The 18,828-nt window shown below is 59.2% G+C and carries 19 protein-coding genes; 10 read left to right on the top strand and 9 right to left on the bottom strand.

Features of this window, described 5'->3' with window-relative positions; all coding sequences use genetic code 11:
- Nucleotides 1-156: 156 nt before the first annotated feature.
- Both cysQ and nudE read right to left on the bottom strand, forming a co-directional pair.
- Nucleotides 157-984: a 3'(2'),5'-bisphosphate nucleotidase CysQ gene (gene cysQ / locus FHL16_RS04115; RefSeq protein ID WP_010464708.1), complete on the bottom strand. Its 828-nt coding sequence runs from the start codon at nucleotides 982-984 to the stop codon at nucleotides 157-159.
- A complete protein-coding gene (gene nudE, locus FHL16_RS04110) occupies nucleotides 981-1,547 on the bottom strand; it encodes an ADP compounds hydrolase NudE (protein WP_010464710.1) in 567 nt (188 codons plus the stop codon). The genes cysQ and nudE overlap by 4 nt, the downstream gene beginning before the upstream one ends.
- A 90-nt stretch (nucleotides 1,548-1,637) precedes the next feature.
- On the opposite strand from nudE, the gene yrfG reads away from it, so the two are divergent.
- Nucleotides 1,638-2,300 (top strand): GMP/IMP nucleotidase, encoded by a 663-nt coding sequence (gene yrfG / locus FHL16_RS04105; RefSeq protein WP_010464712.1) that lies wholly within the window; start codon nucleotides 1,638-1,640, stop codon nucleotides 2,298-2,300.
- A gap of 86 nt (nucleotides 2,301-2,386) precedes the next feature.
- Here yrfG and lysM read toward each other — a convergent pair whose 3' ends face one another.
- Nucleotides 2,387-2,827 (bottom strand): peptidoglycan-binding protein LysM, encoded by a 441-nt coding sequence (lysM, locus tag FHL16_RS04100; protein WP_010464714.1) that lies wholly within the window; start codon nucleotides 2,825-2,827, stop codon nucleotides 2,387-2,389.
- A 137-nt stretch (nucleotides 2,828-2,964) separates the two neighbouring features.
- Between lysM and FHL16_RS04095 the strand changes: the two genes are divergently transcribed.
- From FHL16_RS04095 to FHL16_RS04080, 4 genes are all read left to right on the top strand, one after another.
- On the top strand, nucleotides 2,965-3,852 hold the full coding sequence (locus FHL16_RS04095) for a LysR substrate-binding domain-containing protein (RefSeq protein ID WP_077747512.1): 888 nt from the start codon (nucleotides 2,965-2,967) through the stop codon (nucleotides 3,850-3,852).
- Between the two features lie 93 nt (nucleotides 3,853-3,945).
- Nucleotides 3,946-4,785 carry a formate dehydrogenase accessory sulfurtransferase FdhD gene (gene fdhD / locus FHL16_RS04090; RefSeq protein WP_077747511.1) on the top strand — a complete coding sequence of 280 codons (840 nt, stop codon included), beginning with the start codon at nucleotides 3,946-3,948 and terminating at the stop codon, nucleotides 4,783-4,785.
- A complete protein-coding gene (locus FHL16_RS04085) occupies nucleotides 4,782-7,130 on the top strand; it encodes an FdhF/YdeP family oxidoreductase (protein WP_077747510.1) in 2,349 nt (782 codons plus the stop codon). Before fdhD ends, FHL16_RS04085 begins: the two co-directional genes overlap by 4 nt.
- A 358-nt stretch (nucleotides 7,131-7,488) precedes the next feature.
- Complete coding sequence (locus FHL16_RS04080) at nucleotides 7,489-7,977, top strand: glycine zipper domain-containing protein (protein ID WP_010464721.1); 489 nt, start codon at nucleotides 7,489-7,491, stop codon at nucleotides 7,975-7,977.
- Nucleotides 7,978-8,045: 68 nt separating this feature from the next.
- Here FHL16_RS04080 and FHL16_RS04075 read toward each other — a convergent pair whose 3' ends face one another.
- The 4 genes from FHL16_RS04075 to FHL16_RS04060 form a co-directional block, all read right to left on the bottom strand.
- Complete coding sequence (locus FHL16_RS04075; protein ID WP_010464723.1) at nucleotides 8,046-8,477, bottom strand: acyl-CoA thioesterase; 432 nt, start codon at nucleotides 8,475-8,477, stop codon at nucleotides 8,046-8,048.
- A 173-nt stretch (nucleotides 8,478-8,650) separates the two neighbouring features.
- Nucleotides 8,651-9,877 carry a 3-hydroxyacyl-CoA dehydrogenase gene (locus FHL16_RS04070; protein WP_077747509.1) on the bottom strand — a complete coding sequence of 409 codons (1,227 nt, stop codon included), beginning with the start codon at nucleotides 9,875-9,877 and terminating at the stop codon, nucleotides 8,651-8,653.
- A gap of 231 nt (nucleotides 9,878-10,108) precedes the next feature.
- Nucleotides 10,109-12,043, bottom strand: coding sequence for a RecQ family ATP-dependent DNA helicase (locus FHL16_RS04065; protein WP_077747508.1), 1,935 nt, complete (start codon nucleotides 12,041-12,043; stop codon nucleotides 10,109-10,111).
- A gap of 260 nt (nucleotides 12,044-12,303) precedes the next feature.
- Nucleotides 12,304-12,807 (bottom strand): polysaccharide deacetylase, encoded by a 504-nt coding sequence (locus FHL16_RS04060; RefSeq protein WP_077747507.1) that lies wholly within the window; start codon nucleotides 12,805-12,807, stop codon nucleotides 12,304-12,306.
- 270 nt (nucleotides 12,808-13,077) lie between these two features.
- Here FHL16_RS04060 and FHL16_RS04055 point away from each other — a divergent pair, with 270 nt between their 5' ends.
- The 5 genes from FHL16_RS04055 (at nucleotide 13,078) to FHL16_RS04035 (ending at nucleotide 16,033) form a co-directional block, all read left to right on the top strand.
- The gene (locus FHL16_RS04055) at nucleotides 13,078-13,341 is read left to right on the top strand and encodes a hypothetical protein (protein ID WP_010464748.1); all 264 of its coding nucleotides are present in this window, start codon (nucleotides 13,078-13,080) and stop codon (nucleotides 13,339-13,341) included.
- Nucleotides 13,342-13,429: 88 nt separating this feature from the next.
- Nucleotides 13,430-14,557 carry a hypothetical protein gene (locus FHL16_RS04050; RefSeq protein WP_077747506.1) on the top strand — a complete coding sequence of 376 codons (1,128 nt, stop codon included), beginning with the start codon at nucleotides 13,430-13,432 and terminating at the stop codon, nucleotides 14,555-14,557.
- 448 nt (nucleotides 14,558-15,005) lie between these two features.
- Entirely contained in the window at nucleotides 15,006-15,293 is a 288-nt protein-coding gene (locus FHL16_RS04045) for a hypothetical protein (protein WP_077747505.1), read from the top strand.
- A 129-nt stretch (nucleotides 15,294-15,422) separates the two neighbouring features.
- The gene (locus FHL16_RS04040; RefSeq protein WP_077747504.1) at nucleotides 15,423-15,635 is read left to right on the top strand and encodes a YhfG family protein; all 213 of its coding nucleotides are present in this window, start codon (nucleotides 15,423-15,425) and stop codon (nucleotides 15,633-15,635) included.
- Nucleotides 15,636-15,667: 32 nt separating this feature from the next.
- A complete protein-coding gene (locus tag FHL16_RS04035; RefSeq protein WP_077747503.1) occupies nucleotides 15,668-16,033 on the top strand; it encodes a DUF1493 family protein in 366 nt (121 codons plus the stop codon).
- A 130-nt stretch (nucleotides 16,034-16,163) separates the two neighbouring features.
- Here FHL16_RS04035 and FHL16_RS04030 read toward each other — a convergent pair whose 3' ends face one another.
- Nucleotides 16,164-17,705 carry a phosphoenolpyruvate carboxykinase gene (locus FHL16_RS04030; RefSeq protein ID WP_077747502.1) on the bottom strand — a complete coding sequence of 514 codons (1,542 nt, stop codon included), beginning with the start codon at nucleotides 17,703-17,705 and terminating at the stop codon, nucleotides 16,164-16,166.
- A 182-nt stretch (nucleotides 17,706-17,887) separates the two neighbouring features.
- Nucleotides 17,888-18,790 (bottom strand): Hsp33 family molecular chaperone HslO, encoded by a 903-nt coding sequence (hslO, locus tag FHL16_RS04025; RefSeq protein WP_010464758.1) that lies wholly within the window; start codon nucleotides 18,788-18,790, stop codon nucleotides 17,888-17,890.
- Between the last annotated feature and the right edge of the window lie 38 nt (nucleotides 18,791-18,828).

Here is an 18,828-nt window from a genome sequence, read left to right as displayed (position 1 = left end):
TGGCGAGGGAGCTTGCTCCCGCCGGCCGGTCCGCGCTCGGGCGCAGCAGTCGCAAATCAGGCAGCCGGGTTTAACTGATGCTGCGCGGAGTCTAGGTTTTGGGGCCGCTTCGCAGCCCAGCGGGAGCAAGCTCCCTCGCCACAGGTTTGGGTGAACTCAGGATCGGGCCAGTTCCAGTAACTTCTCCCGCCACGCAGCCTTCGCCGGCAGCGCCAGAAAAAACTCATTCAGCAACGATTCCCGCGCCGGATAACAAAAAGGCTTCCCGCTCAAATCCAGCACTTCACCACCCGCCCCTTCCAGCACACCTTGGGCCGCCGCCGTGTCCCACTGCGAGGTCGGCGCCAGGCGCGGATAACAATCCGCCGCCCCTTCAGCCAGCAAACAGAACTTCAACGAACTGCCGATATTAGCCAGTTGCAACTCACCCAGACTGGCGCTCAAACCGGCCAGCAAACGTTCCTGCTCGGGGCTTGAATGCCGGCGGCTGGCGACCACGGTAAACGCCTCGCCCGCAGCAGGAATCTCACGAACCTGAATCGGCAACGCCTCGGCACCTTTATCACCACGCCATGCGCCCAGACCGGCGCCACCGACATAAAACCGCCCGTTGGTCGGCATCGACACCACGCCAAACACCACCCGGCCCTCCTCGATCAGCGCGATGTTGACGGTGAACTCTTCGCTGCCGGAGATGAACTCCTTGGTCCCGTCCAACGGGTCCACCAGCCACCAACGCTGCCAGCCGGCTCGCACGCTTTGGGGAATGTTGGCGTCTTCTTCGGACAGCACCGGAATACTCGGGTCCAGTGCCGTCAGTCCGTCCAGGATCAGATGGTGGGCGGCCAGATCGGCTGCGGTGACGGGCGAATCGTCAGCCTTGGCGGTCACCGCCGTGCCGATGCGCCAGAACGGCAAAATCGCTTCGCCAGCCTTCAGCGCCAGCTCAATCACAGGCGCCATCAATGGATGCGGGAACGTCATGGCAGAAACACCCCTCGCTGAGTCAGCAGATCACGGGCCAGATACAGCGCCGCCAAGGCACGGCCCTCGGTGAATCGCGGGTTCTGCGCCAGGGATGAGAGCTCGCGCAGGTTGATCTTGTCCACGCCCATCGGCTCGGGCTCGTCGCCCTCCAGGCGCTCTTCGTACAGATCGGTGGCCAGCACCACCTGGATCTTCTGGCTCATGTAACCGGGCGACAACGACAACTCGGTCAGGTGCTCCAGTTGCCGCGCGCCATACCCGGCCTCTTCCTTGAGTTCGCGCTCGGCCGCCGCCAGCACGTCTTCGCCCGGCTCGATCAAGCCTTTGGGCAACGACAGCTCATAAGCATCGGTGCCGCCACAATACTCTTCGACCAGCACGGCATGATCCGCATCGAGCATCGCCACGATCATCACCGCGCCATAGCCGGCGCCTTTGCCGACCAAGCGCTCGTAGGTGCGCTCCACGCCATTGGAAAAGCGCAGCTTCAGCTCCTCGACGCAGAACAAACGGCTGGTGGCGACGATCTCGCGGGCGAGTACGGTGGGTTTCTGGCGCATGAAAGGCTCCTTGGCGTAAGCGGGTTACTATACCCGGCCTATCCTGATTGTTGACCTCGGATATCTTTTTTACCGCTGGAGAAGTTTTTTATGTCCCTGCTGCCCTGGCGCGACATCGACACCGTTCTGCTGGATATGGACGGCACGCTGCTGGACCTGCACTACGACAACCATTTCTGGATGGAGCACCTGCCTCAGCGTTATGCCGAGCTGCACGGGGTCAGCCGGGCCATGGCCGAGATGGAATTGCAGCCGCTGTTCGAACGCAACGCCGGCCAATTGCAGTGGTATTGCCTGGATTTCTGGAGCGCCGAGCTGAAACTGCCGGTGCGCGAACTGAAACTGGAAACCGCCCACCTGATCGCCCTGCGACCGGATGCGGACACGTTTCTGGCGGCGATCAAACAGGCGGGCAAGCGCGTGGTGATGATCACCAATGCGCACCGTGACTCGCTGTCATTGAAGCTGGAACGGATTGAACTGGCGCCCTACTTCGAGCGGTTGATCAGCTCGCATGACTATGGTTTTCCCAAGGAGAATCCGCAGTTCTGGGAGGCGTTGCAGGCCGACATCGGTTTCGACCCGGCGCGCAGCCTGTTTATCGACGACACGTTGCCGATCCTGCGCAGTGCGCAGAGTTTTGGGGTGGCGCACCTGTTGGCGGTGAGTGAGCCGGACAGTCGCAAAGGGCCGAAGGACACGGCGGAGTTTGCGGCGGTGGGGGATTATCGGGAGCTTATTGCAGGGCTTTAGACCTTATCGCCTGCTTCGCGGGCAAGTCGGAACGCCGCATCGCTCGCTCCGACTTGCCCGCGAAGGCCATCAAACGGACTTAAGGATTACTCAGGAATCCGCAACGTCTGCCCCGGATAGATCTTGTCCGGATGCTTGAGCATCGGTTTGTTGGCCTCGAAGATTTTTTGATACTTGTTGGCATCGCCATACACGCGCAAGGAAATAGCGCTGAGGGTGTCGCCCTTCACGACGGTGACAAACTTTGCGGCCACTACCACCGGCCCGGTCACGGTCATCTGATCGTCCACGCTGCCAACTCCAGCGATATTGCCCACCGCCAGCAGAATCTTTTCCTTCTCTTCCTGGCTGCCCACATCACCGGTGACGGTGACTTTGTCGCCGTCCACCGTAGCCTGCACATTCGGGTTACCCAGGCCGACCTTGCTGATGTGTTCCTTCAACTGCTCACTGGCATTGGCGTTGCCCGGTGTCAGTAGATCGATAAGTTTTTCGCCTGCTTCTTTCACAAAGCTAAAAATACTCATGGTGCACGCTCCTTGGGTTTAGGGTTCCAGACGCAAAAGACTAGACCAAGCTTGAAACCCCCGGTTCCAACCCGACCAATGACGCTGATCCGGCACAAGCGCTAGAATCCCGACCTTCACCGCGCCCTGGAGCGAAGATGGACATCAAGCAGCTGAAATTCCTCATCGCCCTCGACGAAACCCGCCACTTCGGCCAGGCCGCAGCGCGCTGCCATATTACCCAGCCGACCCTGTCCATGCGCCTGCGCAGCCTCGAAGAAGAACTCGACCTGCCGCTGGTCAATCGTGGCCAGCGCTTCGAAGGCTTCACCGCGCCGGGCGAGCGCGTGTTGGCGTGGGCACGCACGGTGCTGGCGGCCTACGACGGCTTGCAGGCCGAGGCCGCCGCCTGTCGCGGCAATCTGGTCGGTACGCTGCGGTTGGGCGTGGTGCCGCTGTCGAGTTTCGATCCGCTGCCGTTGATGCAACGCCTGCATGCCGAACACCCGAACCTGCGCTTTGAACTCTCGGCCCTGAGCTCCGAACAAATCCTCGAACAACTGGCGAACAATCGCCTGGACCTCGGCGTGTCTTACCTGGAGCGACTGGACAACGAGCGTTTCGATTCCCTGGCCTTCAGCGAAACCCGCATGGGCCTGCTCTACGATCAGCGCTTCTTCAGCTTTGGCGAGGCGCCGTTGAGTTGGGAGTCCTTGATCGAGTTGCCCTTGGGCATGCTCACCAGCGGCATGCACTTTCGCCAGTCCATCGATCACAACTTCCACAGCCGCGGCCTGACACCCCAGCCGCTTCTGCAAACCGACGCTGTCCATCAATTGTTACAAGGGGTGCACGGCGGCCTCTGCTGCGCGGTGATGCCGTTGGATGGCGGCCTGGAAAACCTCACCGATCACTTGCGTCTGCAACCCATCGAAAACGCCAAGACCCTTGCCCGGCTTGGGCTGATCATGCGTCGCAGCGCCCCGCGTTCGGCGCTGGCCGAAGCCTGCTTTGCGATCTATCAGAAATCGCTGACAGCTTCTTGATCGATGTCATCTATCGGTAGATCGGTATAAGCGATTAGACGCGACATGTTGACGCGCCTAGGCTTAAAGCTGACTAAACCGTCGGTGATGCCCATGAAAGCCAAGCGCCCTGCCTGCGCGGCGCCCGCCTCTGAAGCGCCCGCACCCGCCGCCAGCCAGACCTACAGTTACAGCGACCTTCAACAAACCGAATCGGCCAGCACCGCGCTCGCCGAAGAAGTCGCGTTGGCGATCGCTTATAACGGCATCAGTCAGGCGGTGATGCTGGTAACGCCGACGGACCTTGAAGACTTCATCGTCGGTTTCAGCCTCGGCAGCGGCATCATCGAAGCCGCCTCTGACATCTATGACTTGCAACTCAGCGGCTCGGGCTCGGCGCAATACGCGCAAGTGACCATCGCCAACCGCGCGTTCTGGAACCTCAAGCAGCAGCGTCGGCAAATGGCCGGCACCAGCGGCTGCGGGCTCTGCGGCGTGGAAGCGGTTGAACAGGCGTTGCCAGACCTCAAGGTATTGCCCGGCGCCCCATTGCCCCCCGCCGAATGGCTCGATGGCTTGCGCCAGCGCATCGGTGCGTTCCAGCCTCTTGGTCAGTACTCCGGCGCAGTGCATGCGGCGGTGTTCATGAACGGTCAGGGCGAATTGCTGCTGGGCCGTGAAGACATCGGCCGGCATAACGCCCTCGACAAACTGATTGGCGGGCTCATCCGCCAGAAGATCCCGACTGAAGGCGGCCTGGCGATTGTCACCAGCCGTTGCAGCCTCGAATTGATTCAAAAAGTATTGCGCGCCGGCATCCAGACCCTCGTCAGCCTGTCGTCGCCCACGGGCCTTGCCGTGCAATGGGCCCGTCGCCACAACCTCAACCTCATCCATCTGCCCCAGAAGAATGCGCCGCGGGTCTACAGCCCGGCATTGGAGAATCAAGCGTGAGTCAACACCGTCAAGCCGACCAGAAACCCGTCCCTCGCTACAAGCCCTACAAAGGCCCGGCCGGTGGCTGGGGCGCACTGGCCAGCGTTGCCCGGGCCTGGTTGACCAGTGACAACGCGCTGAAAAACCTGCGCATGATGCTCAAAACCAACAAGAACGGCGGGTTCGACTGCCCCGGTTGCGCCTGGGGCGATTCCAACGAAGCCGGCATGGTGGCGTTCTGCGAGAACGGCGCCAAAGCGGTGAACTGGGAAGCGACCAAACGGCGTGTCGACGGCGCTTTCTTTGCTAAACACAGCGTCAGTTCGTTGCTGGAACAGAGCGACTATTGGCTGGAGTATCAGGGTCGCCTGACCGAGCCATTAAGCTATGACGCCGAAACCGATCGCTACAAGCCGATCAGCTGGGAAGCGGCGTTCGCCTTGATCGCCAAACATTTGCAGGGCCTGTCGAGCCCGAATCAGGCCGAGTTCTACACCTCGGGCCGCGCCAGCAACGAAGCGGCGTACCTCTATCAATTGTTCGTGCGCACCTACGGCACCAACAACTTCCCCGACTGCTCGAACATGTGCCACGAGGCCAGCGGCGTGGCGTTGGCGCAAAGTGTCGGTGTCGGCAAAGGCACCGTGACCTTCGACGACTTCGAACACGCCGACGCGATTTTTGTCTGGGGCCAGAACCCGGGCACCAACCATCCGCGGATGCTCGAGCCTTTGCGCGAAGCCGTGAAACGCGGCGCGCAGGTGGTCTGTATCAACCCGTTGAAAGAGCGGGGCCTGGAACGCTTCCAGCACCCGCAGCACCCGATCGAAATGCTCACCAACGGCGACAAGCCGACCAACACCGCCTACTTCCGCCCGGCGCTGGGCGGCGATATGGCGGTGCTGCGTGGCATGGCGAAATTCCTGCTGCAATGGGAGCGCGACGCGCAGAAGGCGGGTGAGCCGGCCGTGTTCGACCACGATTTCCTCAATGAGCACAGCGTCAACGTCCTGGAGTACCTGGGCACCGTCGACGACACTTCCTGGGAGCAGATCGTCGAGCAGTCCGGCCTGCCCCTGGTGGAAATCGAGCAAGCGGCGCGCATGTACGCCAAAGGCAAGAACGTCATCATGTGCTGGGCCATGGGCATCACCCAGCACCGCCACTCAGTGGCAACCATCCAGGAAATCGCCAACCTGATGCTGCTGCGCGGCAACATCGGCCGGCCGGGCGCCGGCCTGTGCCCGGTGCGTGGCCACAGTAACGTGCAGGGTGACCGGACGATGGGCATCAACGAACGTCCGCCAGTGGCGTTCCTCGATTCCCTGGAGCGGCGCTTCCAGTTCAAGGTGCCGCGTGAAAACGGTCATAACGTGGTCGAGGCGATTCATGCCATGGCCGAAGGCCGCGCCAAAGTCTTTATCGGTCTGGGTGGCAACTTCGCCCAGGCAACCCCGGACAGCCCGCGCACCTTCCAGGCCCTGAGCAATTGCGACCTGACCGTGCAGATCAGCACCAAGCTCAACCGCAGCCATTTGGCCCACGGTAAAGATGCGCTGATTCTGCCGTGCCTGGGCCGTACCGACATCGATATCCAGGCCGAAGGCGCGCAAGCGGTGACCGTCGAAGATTCGTTCAGCATGGTCCACGCCTCCAACGGCCAGTTGCAGGCCCTGTCGAACCAGATGCGCTCGGAGCCTTGGATCATCGCCGGCATCGCTGCCGCGACCCTGGGCAGCAGACCGGTGGACTGGAACTGGCTCGTGGCCGATTACAGCCGCATTCGCGATCTGATCGCCGATACCATTCCGGGCTTTCGCGACTTCAACGAGAAGATCAAGAATCCGGGCGGTTTCTACCTCGGCAACAGCGCCGGTGCACGCAGGTGGAACACCCCGTCCGGGCGCGCCAATTTCCGCCCGAACGCCCTGCCCAAGGACCTGGTGCACGAACGCACCCGCGCCACGGGCGTGTTGCCGGACCTGATCATGCAATCGATGCGTTCTCACGATCAGTACAACACCACGATTTATGGGCTGGATGACCGTTACCGTGGCGTGAAGGGTCAGCGGGATGTGTTGTTCGTCAATGAAGCGGACATCATTCGCCTGGGGTTCAAGCCTGGGCAGAAGGCTGACATCGTTTCGATCTGGGATGATGGACGTGAGCGTCGAGTGAAGGGGTTTACGCTGCTGGCGTTTGATATTCCTGCGGGGCAGGCGGCTGCTTACTATCCAGAAGTGAATCCACTGGTGCCGCTGGAAAGCACCGGGGATGGCAGCCATACGCCAACGTCGAAGTTTGTGGCGATCCGTCTGGAAATGGCGAGTGAGACTGGGTTGATTTTGGCCAAGTCGGCTTAACGGGACGGCAGGTCTGGCCTCTTCGCGGGCAAGCCTCGCTCCTACAGGATCGGTGTCTTACGCATTTTTTTGTACATGACACGAATCCTGTAGGAGCGAGGCCTGCCCGCGAAAGCGTCCGACATGACAACACATGATCGGGACCCTTTCGATACTTTCCAATCGCCCACAAAAAAGGCCGCTTTTTCACAAAAACGGCCTATCCGAAGTAGCTAAAGACCGGCGAAAAACCGTTAAGTTCCGCCCAAAAAACAGCAACTTATAGAAATGTGCTCAAGTCGTGTTACTCGTCGGATTTCGATTGTCACAACCCCGACACAGCCTCAGGATCGCGCCGTCATCCCCTTGAGGTTCCTCTATGAAGTTCTCCTCGATTCTCTTGTTGTCCCTTGGCCTGGTCAGTGGCTTCGCTTCTGCCGGAGGCACCACCGAAGCAGGTGTGGGCGGCGCATTGGGCGGGGTTCTTGGCTCGGTCGTCGGTCAGTCGCTTGGCGGTAATACTGGTTCCACCATTGGCGCGGCCTTGGGCGGCGCGGGTGGTAGCGCAGTCGGCGCAGACAAACGCAGCCGTGGCGAAGCCGCCATTGGTGGTGCGTTGGGCGCAGCAGGCGGTAACGTGGTCGGCCGCAGCATGGGCGGCACCACCGGCAGCCTGATCGGCTCCGCAGCAGGCGGCGGCGCCGGTGGCGCGCTGGGTAACTACATGGGCAACAAGAGCGATGAAGACGATGATCGTCGCTCCTATCGCGGCGGCCGTGATGATCGTCGCTACTACCGTGACGGCCACCCGGGCCGAGGTCATGCCTACGGTCATCGCAAACATAACAAGCACTATCGTCATCATTGAGGCCTGAACGGCTTCGCTGACCGATAGATAAAAAATCGCAGCCCAAGGGCTGCGATTTTTTTTGTCCGTCAAACCACCAGACGCTCCAATGCACCACGCAATCCGGCAGGGATCGCCACCGGCTGATTCGACGTCCGATCCACAAACACATGCACGAAGCGCCCCGCCGCGCAGGCCTCGTCTTCCCCGGCCTTGAATACCGCCAGTTCGTACTGCACCGAGCTGTTACCCAACTTGCCCACCCGCAGACCGATCTCGATCCGCTCCGGAAAGGCGATGGAGGCGAAATAATCGCAAGATGAACTCACCACAAAACCCACCACCTCGCCGTCATGGATATCCAGGCCGCCGATTTCGATCAGGTAGGTGTTCACTGCCGTGTCGAAGAAGCTGTAGTAAGTGACGTTGTTGACGTGACCGTAGGCGTCGTTGTCGTGCCAGCGGGTGGTGATGGGCTGGAAGTGCGGGTAGTCGGTGCGTTGGGGCATCGGGTTGGACATCGTGTCGATTCCTGGAGTTGGATTGCCAGTCTAAGGCGAATACCGCGCTGTATTCATCGCGAGCAGGCTCGCTCTCACATTTGATCTTCTGTGAACACAGAATTTGTGGGCGACCGAGATCCCTTGTGGGAGCGAGCCTGCTCGCGAAAGCGCCGGCACAGGCGCTGCATCAATTACTTGTCAGCAAACCCTTTACCCATCAACTCCAACTCACCAATCAACCGTGCCGGCTTCCAGTGATCGCCCTGGCGAGTCTCCAGCGCCATCAAACGCTGATGAATATCCGCCAGCCCTTGCTGATCCGCCCACGCCATTGGCCCGCCCTTGTCCGCCGGGAAGCCATAACCGTTGAGGTACACCAGATCAATGTCGTGCGCCGACCCCGCAATACCTTCCTGAAGGATCTTCGCGCCTTCATTGACCAGTGCCAGCAGACAGCGCTCAAGAATCTCCTCAGGGCTTATCTCCCGACGCTGGAAGCCAAGCCCTTCGCTGACATTTAGCACCAGCGCATCGACTTCAGGATCGTGTTCAGCCTGTCGACTGCCCGGCTCATAGTGGTAATAGCCATTGCCGCTCTTCTGACCAAATCGCCCCAGTTCGCACAGACGGTTATCCACCTGAACCTCAGGCGCATCCTGGCCTGTGCCTGCCAGTTCCCGAGCCCGCCATCCCAGGTCGACGCCCACCACGTCGTACATGCGAAACGGCCCCATGGCAAAACCGAAGCCTTGCAACGCCGCATCCACCTGATAGGGATAAGCGCCCTCAAGCAGCATCTTGCGCGCTTCAAGCACGTAGGTATTGAGCATGCGGTTGCCGATGAAACCCTCACAGTTGCCCGCTACCACGCTGACCTTGCCCATGCGCGTGCCCAGCTCCAGCGCCGCATCGAGTACGGCGGGCGAAGTCTGCGCACCGCGAACGATTTCCAGCAATTTCATGATGTGCGCCGGGCTGAAGAAGTGCAGCCCCAGGACCTGAGCCGGACGGCGAGTCGCCGCGGCGATGGCGTCGATATCCAGCGCTGAAGTGTTGCTGGCCAGAATGGCTTCGGGTTTGAGCAGCCCGTCCAGTTCGCGAAAGATCTTTTGCTTGAGCTCAAGGTTTTCGTAAACCGCTTCGATCACCAGATCAACCTCGCGGATCGCCGCATAATCAGCCGCTGCCGTGACCCGAGCGATGCGCGCATCCGCCTCGGCCTGATCGATGCGACCCTGGCGCACATTGTGCGCGTAGGTGTCCGCCACGGTAATCAGCGCCTGTTCCAGCATCTGCGGGTTGTTATCGACCCATTGCACCGGCACCCCGGCATTGGCCAGGCACATGACAATGCCACGGCCCATGGTGCCCGCACCAATCACGGCGGCGCGCTGAATGTTGAACGGTGTCTGGCTCATGTTTGCTCTCTTGTTGGCGATCCAAAGACAGTCCTCACCATAGTCAGCCGCTGGGCATTTTTGAAATTTATTCCTGTGATGAGCAACATTCAGCGGATGGATCTACCTCAGCCACACACTGGAGCCCCCTGTAGGAGTGAGCCTGCTCGCGATGGCGTTAGTACATTCAACAACGACGTTGGCTGACAATCCGCTATCGCGAGCAGGCTCACTCCTACAGGGGGGCGCAGTTCAGCCTGCGAGATGTTGTTCAGCCCACACCCGCACGTCGGCATACGGATAGTTTTCCAGCGCCGCAAATCCCGATATCGAACGCGCCTTGAGCTTGGTAAACAGCGGCACGCTGATCCCGCACAAAAATCGCGTTACGCGTTCAGCCGACGGCACATTGCCGGTGTGCTGTTCATGCCTGTGGATAAAATCATCGCACAGCGCTTCAAAGTTTTTATCCACAAGCGCCGGCAATTCCGGCGGCGATGGCAGTCGCGCCACGTGCCCATGACACACCGAACAATGTCCACACTGACGAGGCGCGTTTTCATCGCCGAAGTACTCGGCCAGGCGATAGCCCAGGCAGTGGTCGGTGGCAAACAGATCCAGCATCGCGTGAATCCGAGCAATCTCGGTACGTTCGTGCTGGGTGAAATAGGCGTGCAGTTCGGCGCTCAGTGCCTGACTGTCGACATTCGCTTGCAGCAGGCTGTAGACCTCGGTCATCTGCTTGCTTTCCAGCTCGACCCAGCCTTTCTCCTGGAAATAATCCAGGGCCTTGACCACCCGGTTACGCTCGGCCTGATGCTGTTCATAGAGCGCGTCGAAATTCACCGTAGCCCAGGTCCGCGCACGGCTGGAAGTCTGAATGATGGCTGCAACGAAGTCTCTTCGCTCGCCCTCGAAGCGGGCCAGCAAGGCTTCCGGCTCTTGCAGATACTTGAAGCGGTATTCGGCGTAATAGGCGTAACGCGGAGCAATCAAGCCACGCAGCTCGAGTTGCACCAGCAAAGTCTTCAGCGGCAATTGGCGAATGTTGCTCTGGTCCGACAAGGGCCCCAACAGAAACTCCCACTGCCCCTCTGGCGCGGCAGCTTGCATCTCATCGAGCACACAACGAATGCCGTCCAGTTCCGGCGTGTCGCCGTAGACGAAGTTTTCCAGCACGTTGAGGCTGTCGCGATTGGCCAGCACCAGGCAGTCGGACGGTTGCCCGTCACGCCCGGCACGGCCGATTTCCTGGCTGTAGTTTTCGATGGATTTGGGCAGGTCGAAATGCACAACATTGCGGATATCGCTCTTATCGATCCCCATCCCGAAGGCAATGGTGGCGACGATGCAATTGGACTGCCCGCCCATGAACCGTTTTTGAATGGCTTCGCGTTGTTCGTGGGGCAAACCGGCGTGATAGGCCTCGGCCTGTATGCCGTTACGGCCCAGGTGTTCGGCGATGTGCTCGGCGGTTTTTTGCAGGGTGACGTAGACGATACTCGGCTGGCCCGGACGCTCGCTCATCCATTCGACCAGACGTCGGCGCTTGTCCTGACCGCGTACCGGCTCGACCAGCAGATTGAGGTTCGGCCTGTAGAAACCGGTGGTCACCACGTCTTCGGGTGCGATGGCGAATTTGGCCTCCATGTCCGCGATCACTTTGGGCGTCGCAGTGGCGGTCAGCAGCAGCGCCTGCGGAATGTTGAACTGGCGCTGGTAGTCGGGAAGCTTGAGATAGTCGGGACGGAAATTGTGGCCCCACTCCGAGATGCAGTGCGCCTCGTCCACCACCAACAACGAGATGGGCACCTGCTGCAGGAAATTGCGAAAGCGCTCGTTCTTCAGGCGCTCCACAGAGATCATCAAAATCTTCAGTTCGCCGGACCTGGCCCGGGCCATCACATCACTTGCGTCGTCCCGACTCTGGGCCGAATCGATGCTGCCCGCCGCAATGCCATGGCGTTGAAGGAACGCCAACTGATCTTGCATCAACGCCAGCAGTGGCGAGACCACCAGCGTCAGGTGCGGCAGCAAAAGCGCCGGCAATTGATAACAAAGGGACTTGCCCGAGCCGGTGGGGAAAATCGCCGCTGCCGAACGCCCGGCCAACACCGCGCTGACCGCCGCCTCCTGGCCGGGCCGAAACTGTGGATAACCGAAAACCTGTTCCAGGGTGTTGTGCATAAGCTGTCACTCCGTTGACCGCTGCGAAGCCCAAAGCCTAGCCGGCAAACGCAGCGAGTCGAGAAAAGGTCGGGGACCAAAACGATACGGGATGATACAGCGGATGCAACCTGGACACGGCAAGGCATGAGGGTTGGGCAGCGTTCAGATCGCTATCGCGAGCAGGCTCACTCCTACAGGGAAATGCATTTCAAAATAGTGTGGGAGCGAGCCTGCTCGCGAAAAGACCAGAGCAGTCTCCGCAAGACTTTCGAGAGCCCTCAGGGCACCAACACCGCCACACGCAATTGATCATTCAGCGCTTGCTCGTGAACGGTTTGGCTCTTGCTCACCCAAACCGCATGGGCCGGGCTGATTTCACCCGTGAAGGCCGCCGCCAACTGACGCAAATCGGCGACGCTTCGCACGCGAGGGCAGAAGGGTTCGCCGTCGCAGTTCTGACTGGCGCCGCGGTAGGTGATCAGTAACCGATCCCACAACCCGTCACGCACTCGCCTGACCGACTTGAGCTTTACATCCTGCACGCCCAGTCGCTGTTTCAGACTTTGTTCGTCGAGCATTTCGCTGGCCAGCAGCGCCTTACAGAACATCAATACTTCGGCGCGGGACGCAGTGTCCACATTGGCCTGGCTTGTCATCGCATCTGGCCAACCGGTGCGATCCATATTGGCGAGGATCAAAGAGTTATCCGTGTCAGCTGCACCCGCCAAACGACAAACACCTGCCCACAGCAACAAAATCGAGGCCATACGTAGCCATTGCATACCTAATTCCCTTTAAGCATTGAACAGACGTTTTCGAAACGTCCTACAGATTCTGGCGCGCACCATACAGAGGATTGCTGCGTTGCGCCTGACAAACATGTAGGAAATTCGACTTCTAGGGGATTTGCTGAAAAAAGCCTCGGGGTACACGTAGGCAAAAAGCCACAACGCAAGTAAATCCCCTACAAATCCCGTCCATTTGCGCTGTATTGCGACGCCAGGAAGTACGCCTCTATAGTTTGCGTCGCCGCTGAAAACAGGACGGACCTCATGCAAGACCGCTATCGCCCGCTCAAAACCCGCTACAGCGAATCGCCCGTGTTGGTCATCGACACCGAGGCCGACCCTCACGAAATCCTCGACGCCGCCCACCAACGTCTGCGCGCCGCCAGCGACCTGCTCGAAACACTTTACTGCCTGTGCTTCAAACAGGCGGATGTGAAGGATATTCCTCACATAGTGAATGCACTTTATTTATTAACGCAGGACGGCTGCGAACTTCTTGAAGTTGCAAGACAACGAACAGAACTTTAAAAACACAAATACAGAAACAACTAACTTCTTCAACTTGCAAATAACAAACACTAGTCTGCAAGCTCTTAAACCCATCAAGAGCACTACAATGACTACATTAACTATTTTCTTCTGCGGCACCGGTTCGACCAAATTCGACAACCAGAACCCGACTTACTGGAACGGCGAACTGGTCTCGACACTGGCTTCCCATCACGGCGGCCGCGAATTTGCCGAATGGATCGTGATTGACGGCCCCGGCACCAGCAACCTGCAAGCCGACGAGCTGTTCACCAAATCCGGGGACTACGGCCTGAGCGGCACGCTGTTCGGCAAGGGCTGGGAAGAAAACGTCAAACACGCCATCAACATCATCAAAGGCAAATGCGACTGGGAACGTGAAAAACTGACCGAGGCTGAATACAACCGTCTCAAGGCTGCCGGAATCCCTATTGAAGATGTGATCGTCGAAGGTTCCTGGTTGTGGCGCAAGTACAACTACGGCGACCGCAGCGTGACCCAACAGAAGTTACAGGAACAAATCATCAAAACATTCCGCAAGGACGGCGTTATTCCAACCAACGTCAACTTGGTAGGCTGGAGCCGCGGTGGCATTAGTTGCCATATGCTGGCCAATGCCATGTTCAAGGACAGCGCACTGAAGAACATCCCGGTGAACATCTTTGCGATAGATCCGGTGCCGGGCATCGGTAACTTTCAGGAAGAAAAAGTCAAACTGAATGCCAACGTAAAAGAATACGTTGGCTTCTACGCCCGGGACGAACGCTCCAAAGGCTTCAGCTGCGTCATCCCGCAAACGGCCACCGGCACCCGCACTCACATCTACCCGATGCCCGGCCGCCACGGCACGCTGGTCGGCAACGCCGCCGCCGATGGTGTCAGCGGCCCTAAAGCGCTGGCCGAACCCGGACTGATCGTCCGCCACTTTGCCGAAGTGTGCTTGAAACGCTGGGGTGTGCCGCTTAACAAAACCACCAACCTGACCCCGACCGACCTGCAAAACCACCACAACGCCATGGTCAGCGCCGCCGCGAAATACAAAGCGATGGAAAAGTGCTCGTACACCTTCTTCACCGAACTGGACCAGGGCGAGCGCTACGTTTCGCTAGGCAGCAACGGGGTCAAGTTCTCGGCAGTGAAAGGCACGATCTATGCGCCGGCGACCGGGTTGACCACTGGCCTGCAGGATGTGGGGGCTTATCAGCATATTGGTTAAGTGATGGGAGTGGGAGCAGGTTCAGGTCAACCTTGATGATTCACGCCGAGCATTTCTGATGGGGACGCGAGGAAGCTGATGGCGGAAAAACGCGGAAAATTGCGCCGCGGAAAATTCCTATAGAAAGGGCCTAACCGAGGTTCGGCCCGTTCCTACAAGCGGGGATGCTTTGTCGCCTATCGCTGCTTGGTAGCTCGTATCTATAGTCGTGACTGTCGCTGCCAAATCAGCGACTCGGGCTTGGTCACCCGAATGGCTCATATCTAAGCGTCCGTTGTATGCTGCCGGCACTTCAAGTGCCTGCACGCTATATGGCGGCTGTGTTTGGGACGCCCTCGGGCGTGCCGGGATGTGAGCCTCATCGGTTGACCAACCCGAACACAGTCCGCCTCCCATCGCTTGGTCACGGTGGCGGCGGTTCTTTCTGATGCATTTGAGGCTACAAATAATGACACTTACAAACGATCGCTACCTCCCACTACAAACCAACCTAACCGATTCCCCGCCCCTGATCATCGACACAGAGGCCAACCCCCAGGACATCCTCGAAGCCGCCCTCCAGCGCATCCGAGCCTCCAGCGACCTCCTCAAAACCCTGCACTGCGTTTGCTTCAAACACGGCGACGTCGAAGATATCCCCCACATCACCCACGCGCTCTACCTCTTGGCCCAGGACGGCTGCGACCTGCTCCAAGTCGCCCAACAACGCATGATGGGCTGGAAAGCACCTGCCTGACGCCGAATGAAAAGATCGTTCCCACGCTCCGCGTGGGAATGCCTCTACGGACGCTCCGCGTTCGGCTCTTGGGACGCAGAGCGTCCCGGGCTGCATTCGATCAAGCCTTCAACGCCTGAGACAATCGTGATGTCTGAATTAACGTTCAAACACAAACAAGCGCACTACGAAAAGGTGTGCCGCTCTAATTACCTGGCCAGTCTGCATTTCGCTGGTTTCGACACATCACCGGCAAACCTCGACAAACCACTGCCTAAGCGAGAAGAAGCGCTCGCCAAATACCAACAAGACAAACCGTCACAACCCGCTCCCGCCCTTCCCCACAAGCCTGCCGATCAATAAGATCCATCCAAGCCCAACCGGACACCCCCGCAATGAACCTCTCCCCCAACTTCCCCGACGACCAAGTCATGCACCTGCTCATGCAGCTGTTGCACGAAGAGCTCGGCCTGCCCGAACGCAAAACCATCAGCCTCACCACCTCGATCAACTTCGACCTGGGCTGCAATGGCGCTGATGCGCGGCATTTGATGGAATCGCTGGAACAACAGTTCGGGATCGACCTCGATGACTACGACGCCTATCGCTACTTTCAGCCCGAAGGGTTTGATGTGCATCTCAAGCGAAAGGCAAAGGGTCGCGGTGACAAAATCCCGCTGACCATCGGCATGCTTTACCAAGCGATCAAAATGCAACGGTGGGATACGCAGCAACTGGAAGGCATCGAGCCCAACACATAAGTGCCATTATTCTGGTCGTTTAGCGCCAACACAGCTGGAATATTGGCAGTTGTGAGTTGGATGGTGAAACCAAACGCCCACAAAAAAGCCGCCCTCAAAGGGCGGCTTTTTCATTCGCTAAATCCAAGCCTTACAGCTTAGGACCTGCAGCCTTGATCGCGTCGCTCACTTCAAACTTCTTGAAGTTCTCAACAAACAACCCAGCCAACGCCTTGGCCGCTTCATCATAAGCAGCCTTGTCAGCCCAGGTGTTACGTGGGTTCAACAGGCCAGTCTCAACGCCTGGCACAGCCAACGGCACGTCCAGGTTGATGGTGTCGAGGTGCTCGGTTTCTGCACCGATCAACGCGCCGCTCTGGATCGCTGCAATCACGCCACGAGTGGTCGGGATGTTGAAGCGTTTGCCAACGCCGTAGCCGCCGCCGGTCCAGCCGGTGTTGACCAGGTAAACCTTGGAGCCGAAGCCGCGGATGCGCTTGATCAGCAGTTCTGCGTATTCGCCGGCCGGACGCGGGAAGAACGGTGCGCCGAAGCAGGTGGAGAAGGTCGACTTGATGCCGCTGCCGGAACCCATTTCGGTCGAGCCCACCAGTGCGGTGTAGCCGGACAGGAAGTGGTAGGCCGCTTGTTCTTCGCTGAGGATCGAGACTGGCGGCAGTACGCCGGTCAGGTCGCAGGTCAGGAAGATCACAGCGTTTGGCTCGCCACCGAGGTTCTTCTCGGAACGCTTGGCAACGTGCTCCAGCGGGTAAGCGGCGCGGCTGTTCTGGGTCAGGCTGACGTCGGCGTAGTCGGCGTGCTTGGCGTCATCGATGACGACGTTTTCCAGGACGGCGCCGTGCTTGATGGCTTTCCAGATGACCGGCTCGTTCTTCTCGGACAAGTCGATGCACTTGGCGTAGCAGCCGCCTTCGATGTTGAAGACAACGCCTTCGCCCCAGCCGTGTTCGTCGTCACCGATCAGGTAACGGCTTTCGTCGGCGGACAGGGTGGTTTTACCAGTGCCCGACAGGCCGAAGAACAGGGTCACGTCGCCCGCTTCACCGATATTGGCCGCGCAGTGCATTGGCAGCACGTCGGCGGCCGGCAGCAGGAAGTTCTGCACCGAGAACATGGCTTTCTTCATTTCACCGGCGTAACGCATGCCGGCGAGCAGCACTTTCTTCTGGGCAAAGTTGATGATCACGCAGCCGTCGGAGTTGGTGCCGTCACGCTCTGGAACGCACTCGAAGTTGGCGACGTTCAGAACTTGCCACTCTTCACGACCGGCCGGGTTGTACTGAGCCGGGTTGATGAACAGGCAACGACCGAACAGGTTCTGCCAGGCCGTCTGAGTGGTCATTTTCACGGCCAAGTAGTGCTCTTCAGCCGAACCTACATGGACGTGGGAAACGAAATGTTCTTGCGCGTTGTTGAAGGCCTCGACGCGGTCCCACAGGGCATCGAACTTGTCGGCCGGGAACTTGCGGTTGATCGGGCCCCAGGCAATGGCGGCCTGAGTGGACGGCTCTTCAACGATGAAACGGTCGACTGGCGAGCGGCCGGTACGGTGACCGGTGCGAACAACCAGTGCGCCAGTGTCGGCAAGCTCGCCTTCACCGCGATTCAGAGCTTCTTTTACCAGATCATCAACACTCAGATCGGTGTACACGGCGTTATTGGCTTGCGTCATGAGATTCCCCGTCGGCCAGTGGCCGAGTGTGCTCCAAACGTTTTGTAGTAGAAAGTCGTGCACTACTACCGCGACAAAAAGTGGGCCGGATTATGCCAGAAACGCCCAAAAATAGTAGGGCCCTCCCGTCAGAACGGCGTTATTCCGGCGCTATCCAGTGAATTTACCTGCGCTGAACCGTTTTAGTGCCGGGTATCTGACGGTGTCTCGACACCCGCACCGGCGAACAATTGGGTGATATCGGCCGCGTCAAACAGGTAGCGCTGGTTGCAGAACTGGCAATCGATCTCGATGTTGCCGCCGTGCTCGATGACCAGCGCCTGCGCGTCTTCCATGCCCAAACTGACCAGAGCATTGGCCGAACGTTCTCGCGAGCAGCTGCAACGGAAACGCAATCTCTGCACATCGAACAGGCGCACCTGTTCTTCATGGTAGAGGCGATGAAGCACGGTTTCGTTGTCCAGGCTCAGCAATTCGTCGGCGGTCAGGGTGTTGCCCAGCGCGGTGATGTGCTGCCAACTGTCCTCGCGTTCTTCCTGGTCTTTCAAGCGGTCGGCAGGCAGTTGCTGCAACAACATGCCGCGGGCGCGCCGGCCATCGGCGTACAGCCAGAACCGGGTGCCAACCTGTTGCGACATGACGAAGTAGTTGGTGAAGCACTCCGACAGGGTTTCGCCATCCAGGTCGACAATGCCTTGGTAACGCTGACCCTGAGTGGGGTCGACGGTCAGTGCCAGCACGCCATTGGGCATCAGGTCGGCGAGGGTCGCGTCGGGGGCAATCCGGTCGGCGTCGTAACGGGCCAGGCCACGGATTTCACGCTCGCTGGAGCACTCGATCATCAGTAGCGGAATCGGACCGTCGGAACGGGCCTGAAGAATCAGCAAGCCATCGAACTTCAACGTGCCGACCAGCAACGACGCAGCCGCCATCAGTTCGCCGAGCAGTTGCGCGACCGGCTCCGGATACGGGTGTTTGGCGAGGACTTCAGCGTAACTCCGTTCCAACGAAACCAGCTCGCCGCGGGTGTCGCTGTCATCGAAGATGAAGCGTTGGGTGTAGTCGGTATCCGGTAGATCGGTCATAGGTCTGGGTTCTGAAGTAATGACAAAATGGTTACAAA

This window comes from Pseudomonas sp. FSL W5-0299 (assembly GCF_005930655.1).
GTDB classification, from domain to species: Bacteria; Pseudomonadota; Gammaproteobacteria; order Pseudomonadales; family Pseudomonadaceae; genus Aquipseudomonas; species Aquipseudomonas mandelii.
This window is presented reverse-complemented; position numbering and strand designations above follow the sequence as displayed.

Coding starts and splice junctions, on each gene's coding strand:
- cysQ (WP_010464708.1), bottom strand. CDS start 984: ATGACGTTCCCGCATCCATTGATGGCGCCTGTGATTGAGCTGGCGCTG.
- nudE (WP_010464710.1), bottom strand. CDS start 1,547: ATGCGCCAGAAACCCACCGTACTCGCCCGCGAGATCGTCGCCACCAGC.
- yrfG (WP_010464712.1), top strand. CDS start 1,638: ATGTCCCTGCTGCCCTGGCGCGACATCGACACCGTTCTGCTGGATATG.
- lysM (WP_010464714.1), bottom strand. CDS start 2,827: ATGAGTATTTTTAGCTTTGTGAAAGAAGCAGGCGAAAAACTTATCGAT.
- FHL16_RS04095 (WP_077747512.1), top strand. CDS start 2,965: ATGGACATCAAGCAGCTGAAATTCCTCATCGCCCTCGACGAAACCCGC.
- fdhD (WP_077747511.1), top strand. CDS start 3,946: ATGAAAGCCAAGCGCCCTGCCTGCGCGGCGCCCGCCTCTGAAGCGCCC.
- FHL16_RS04080 (WP_010464721.1), top strand. CDS start 7,489: ATGAAGTTCTCCTCGATTCTCTTGTTGTCCCTTGGCCTGGTCAGTGGC.
- FHL16_RS04075 (WP_010464723.1), bottom strand. CDS start 8,477: ATGTCCAACCCGATGCCCCAACGCACCGACTACCCGCACTTCCAGCCC.
- FHL16_RS04070 (WP_077747509.1), bottom strand. CDS start 9,877: ATGAGCCAGACACCGTTCAACATTCAGCGCGCCGCCGTGATTGGTGCG.
- FHL16_RS04065 (WP_077747508.1), bottom strand. CDS start 12,043: ATGCACAACACCCTGGAACAGGTTTTCGGTTATCCACAGTTTCGGCCC.
- FHL16_RS04060 (WP_077747507.1), bottom strand. CDS start 12,807: ATGCAATGGCTACGTATGGCCTCGATTTTGTTGCTGTGGGCAGGTGTT.
- FHL16_RS04055 (WP_010464748.1), top strand. CDS start 13,078: ATGCAAGACCGCTATCGCCCGCTCAAAACCCGCTACAGCGAATCGCCC.
- FHL16_RS04050 (WP_077747506.1), top strand. CDS start 13,430: ATGACTACATTAACTATTTTCTTCTGCGGCACCGGTTCGACCAAATTC.
- FHL16_RS04045 (WP_077747505.1), top strand. CDS start 15,006: ATGACACTTACAAACGATCGCTACCTCCCACTACAAACCAACCTAACC.
- FHL16_RS04040 (WP_077747504.1), top strand. CDS start 15,423: ATGTCTGAATTAACGTTCAAACACAAACAAGCGCACTACGAAAAGGTG.
- FHL16_RS04035 (WP_077747503.1), top strand. CDS start 15,668: ATGAACCTCTCCCCCAACTTCCCCGACGACCAAGTCATGCACCTGCTC.
- FHL16_RS04030 (WP_077747502.1), bottom strand. CDS start 17,705: ATGACGCAAGCCAATAACGCCGTGTACACCGATCTGAGTGTTGATGAT.
- hslO (WP_010464758.1), bottom strand. CDS start 18,790: ATGACCGATCTACCGGATACCGACTACACCCAACGCTTCATCTTCGAT.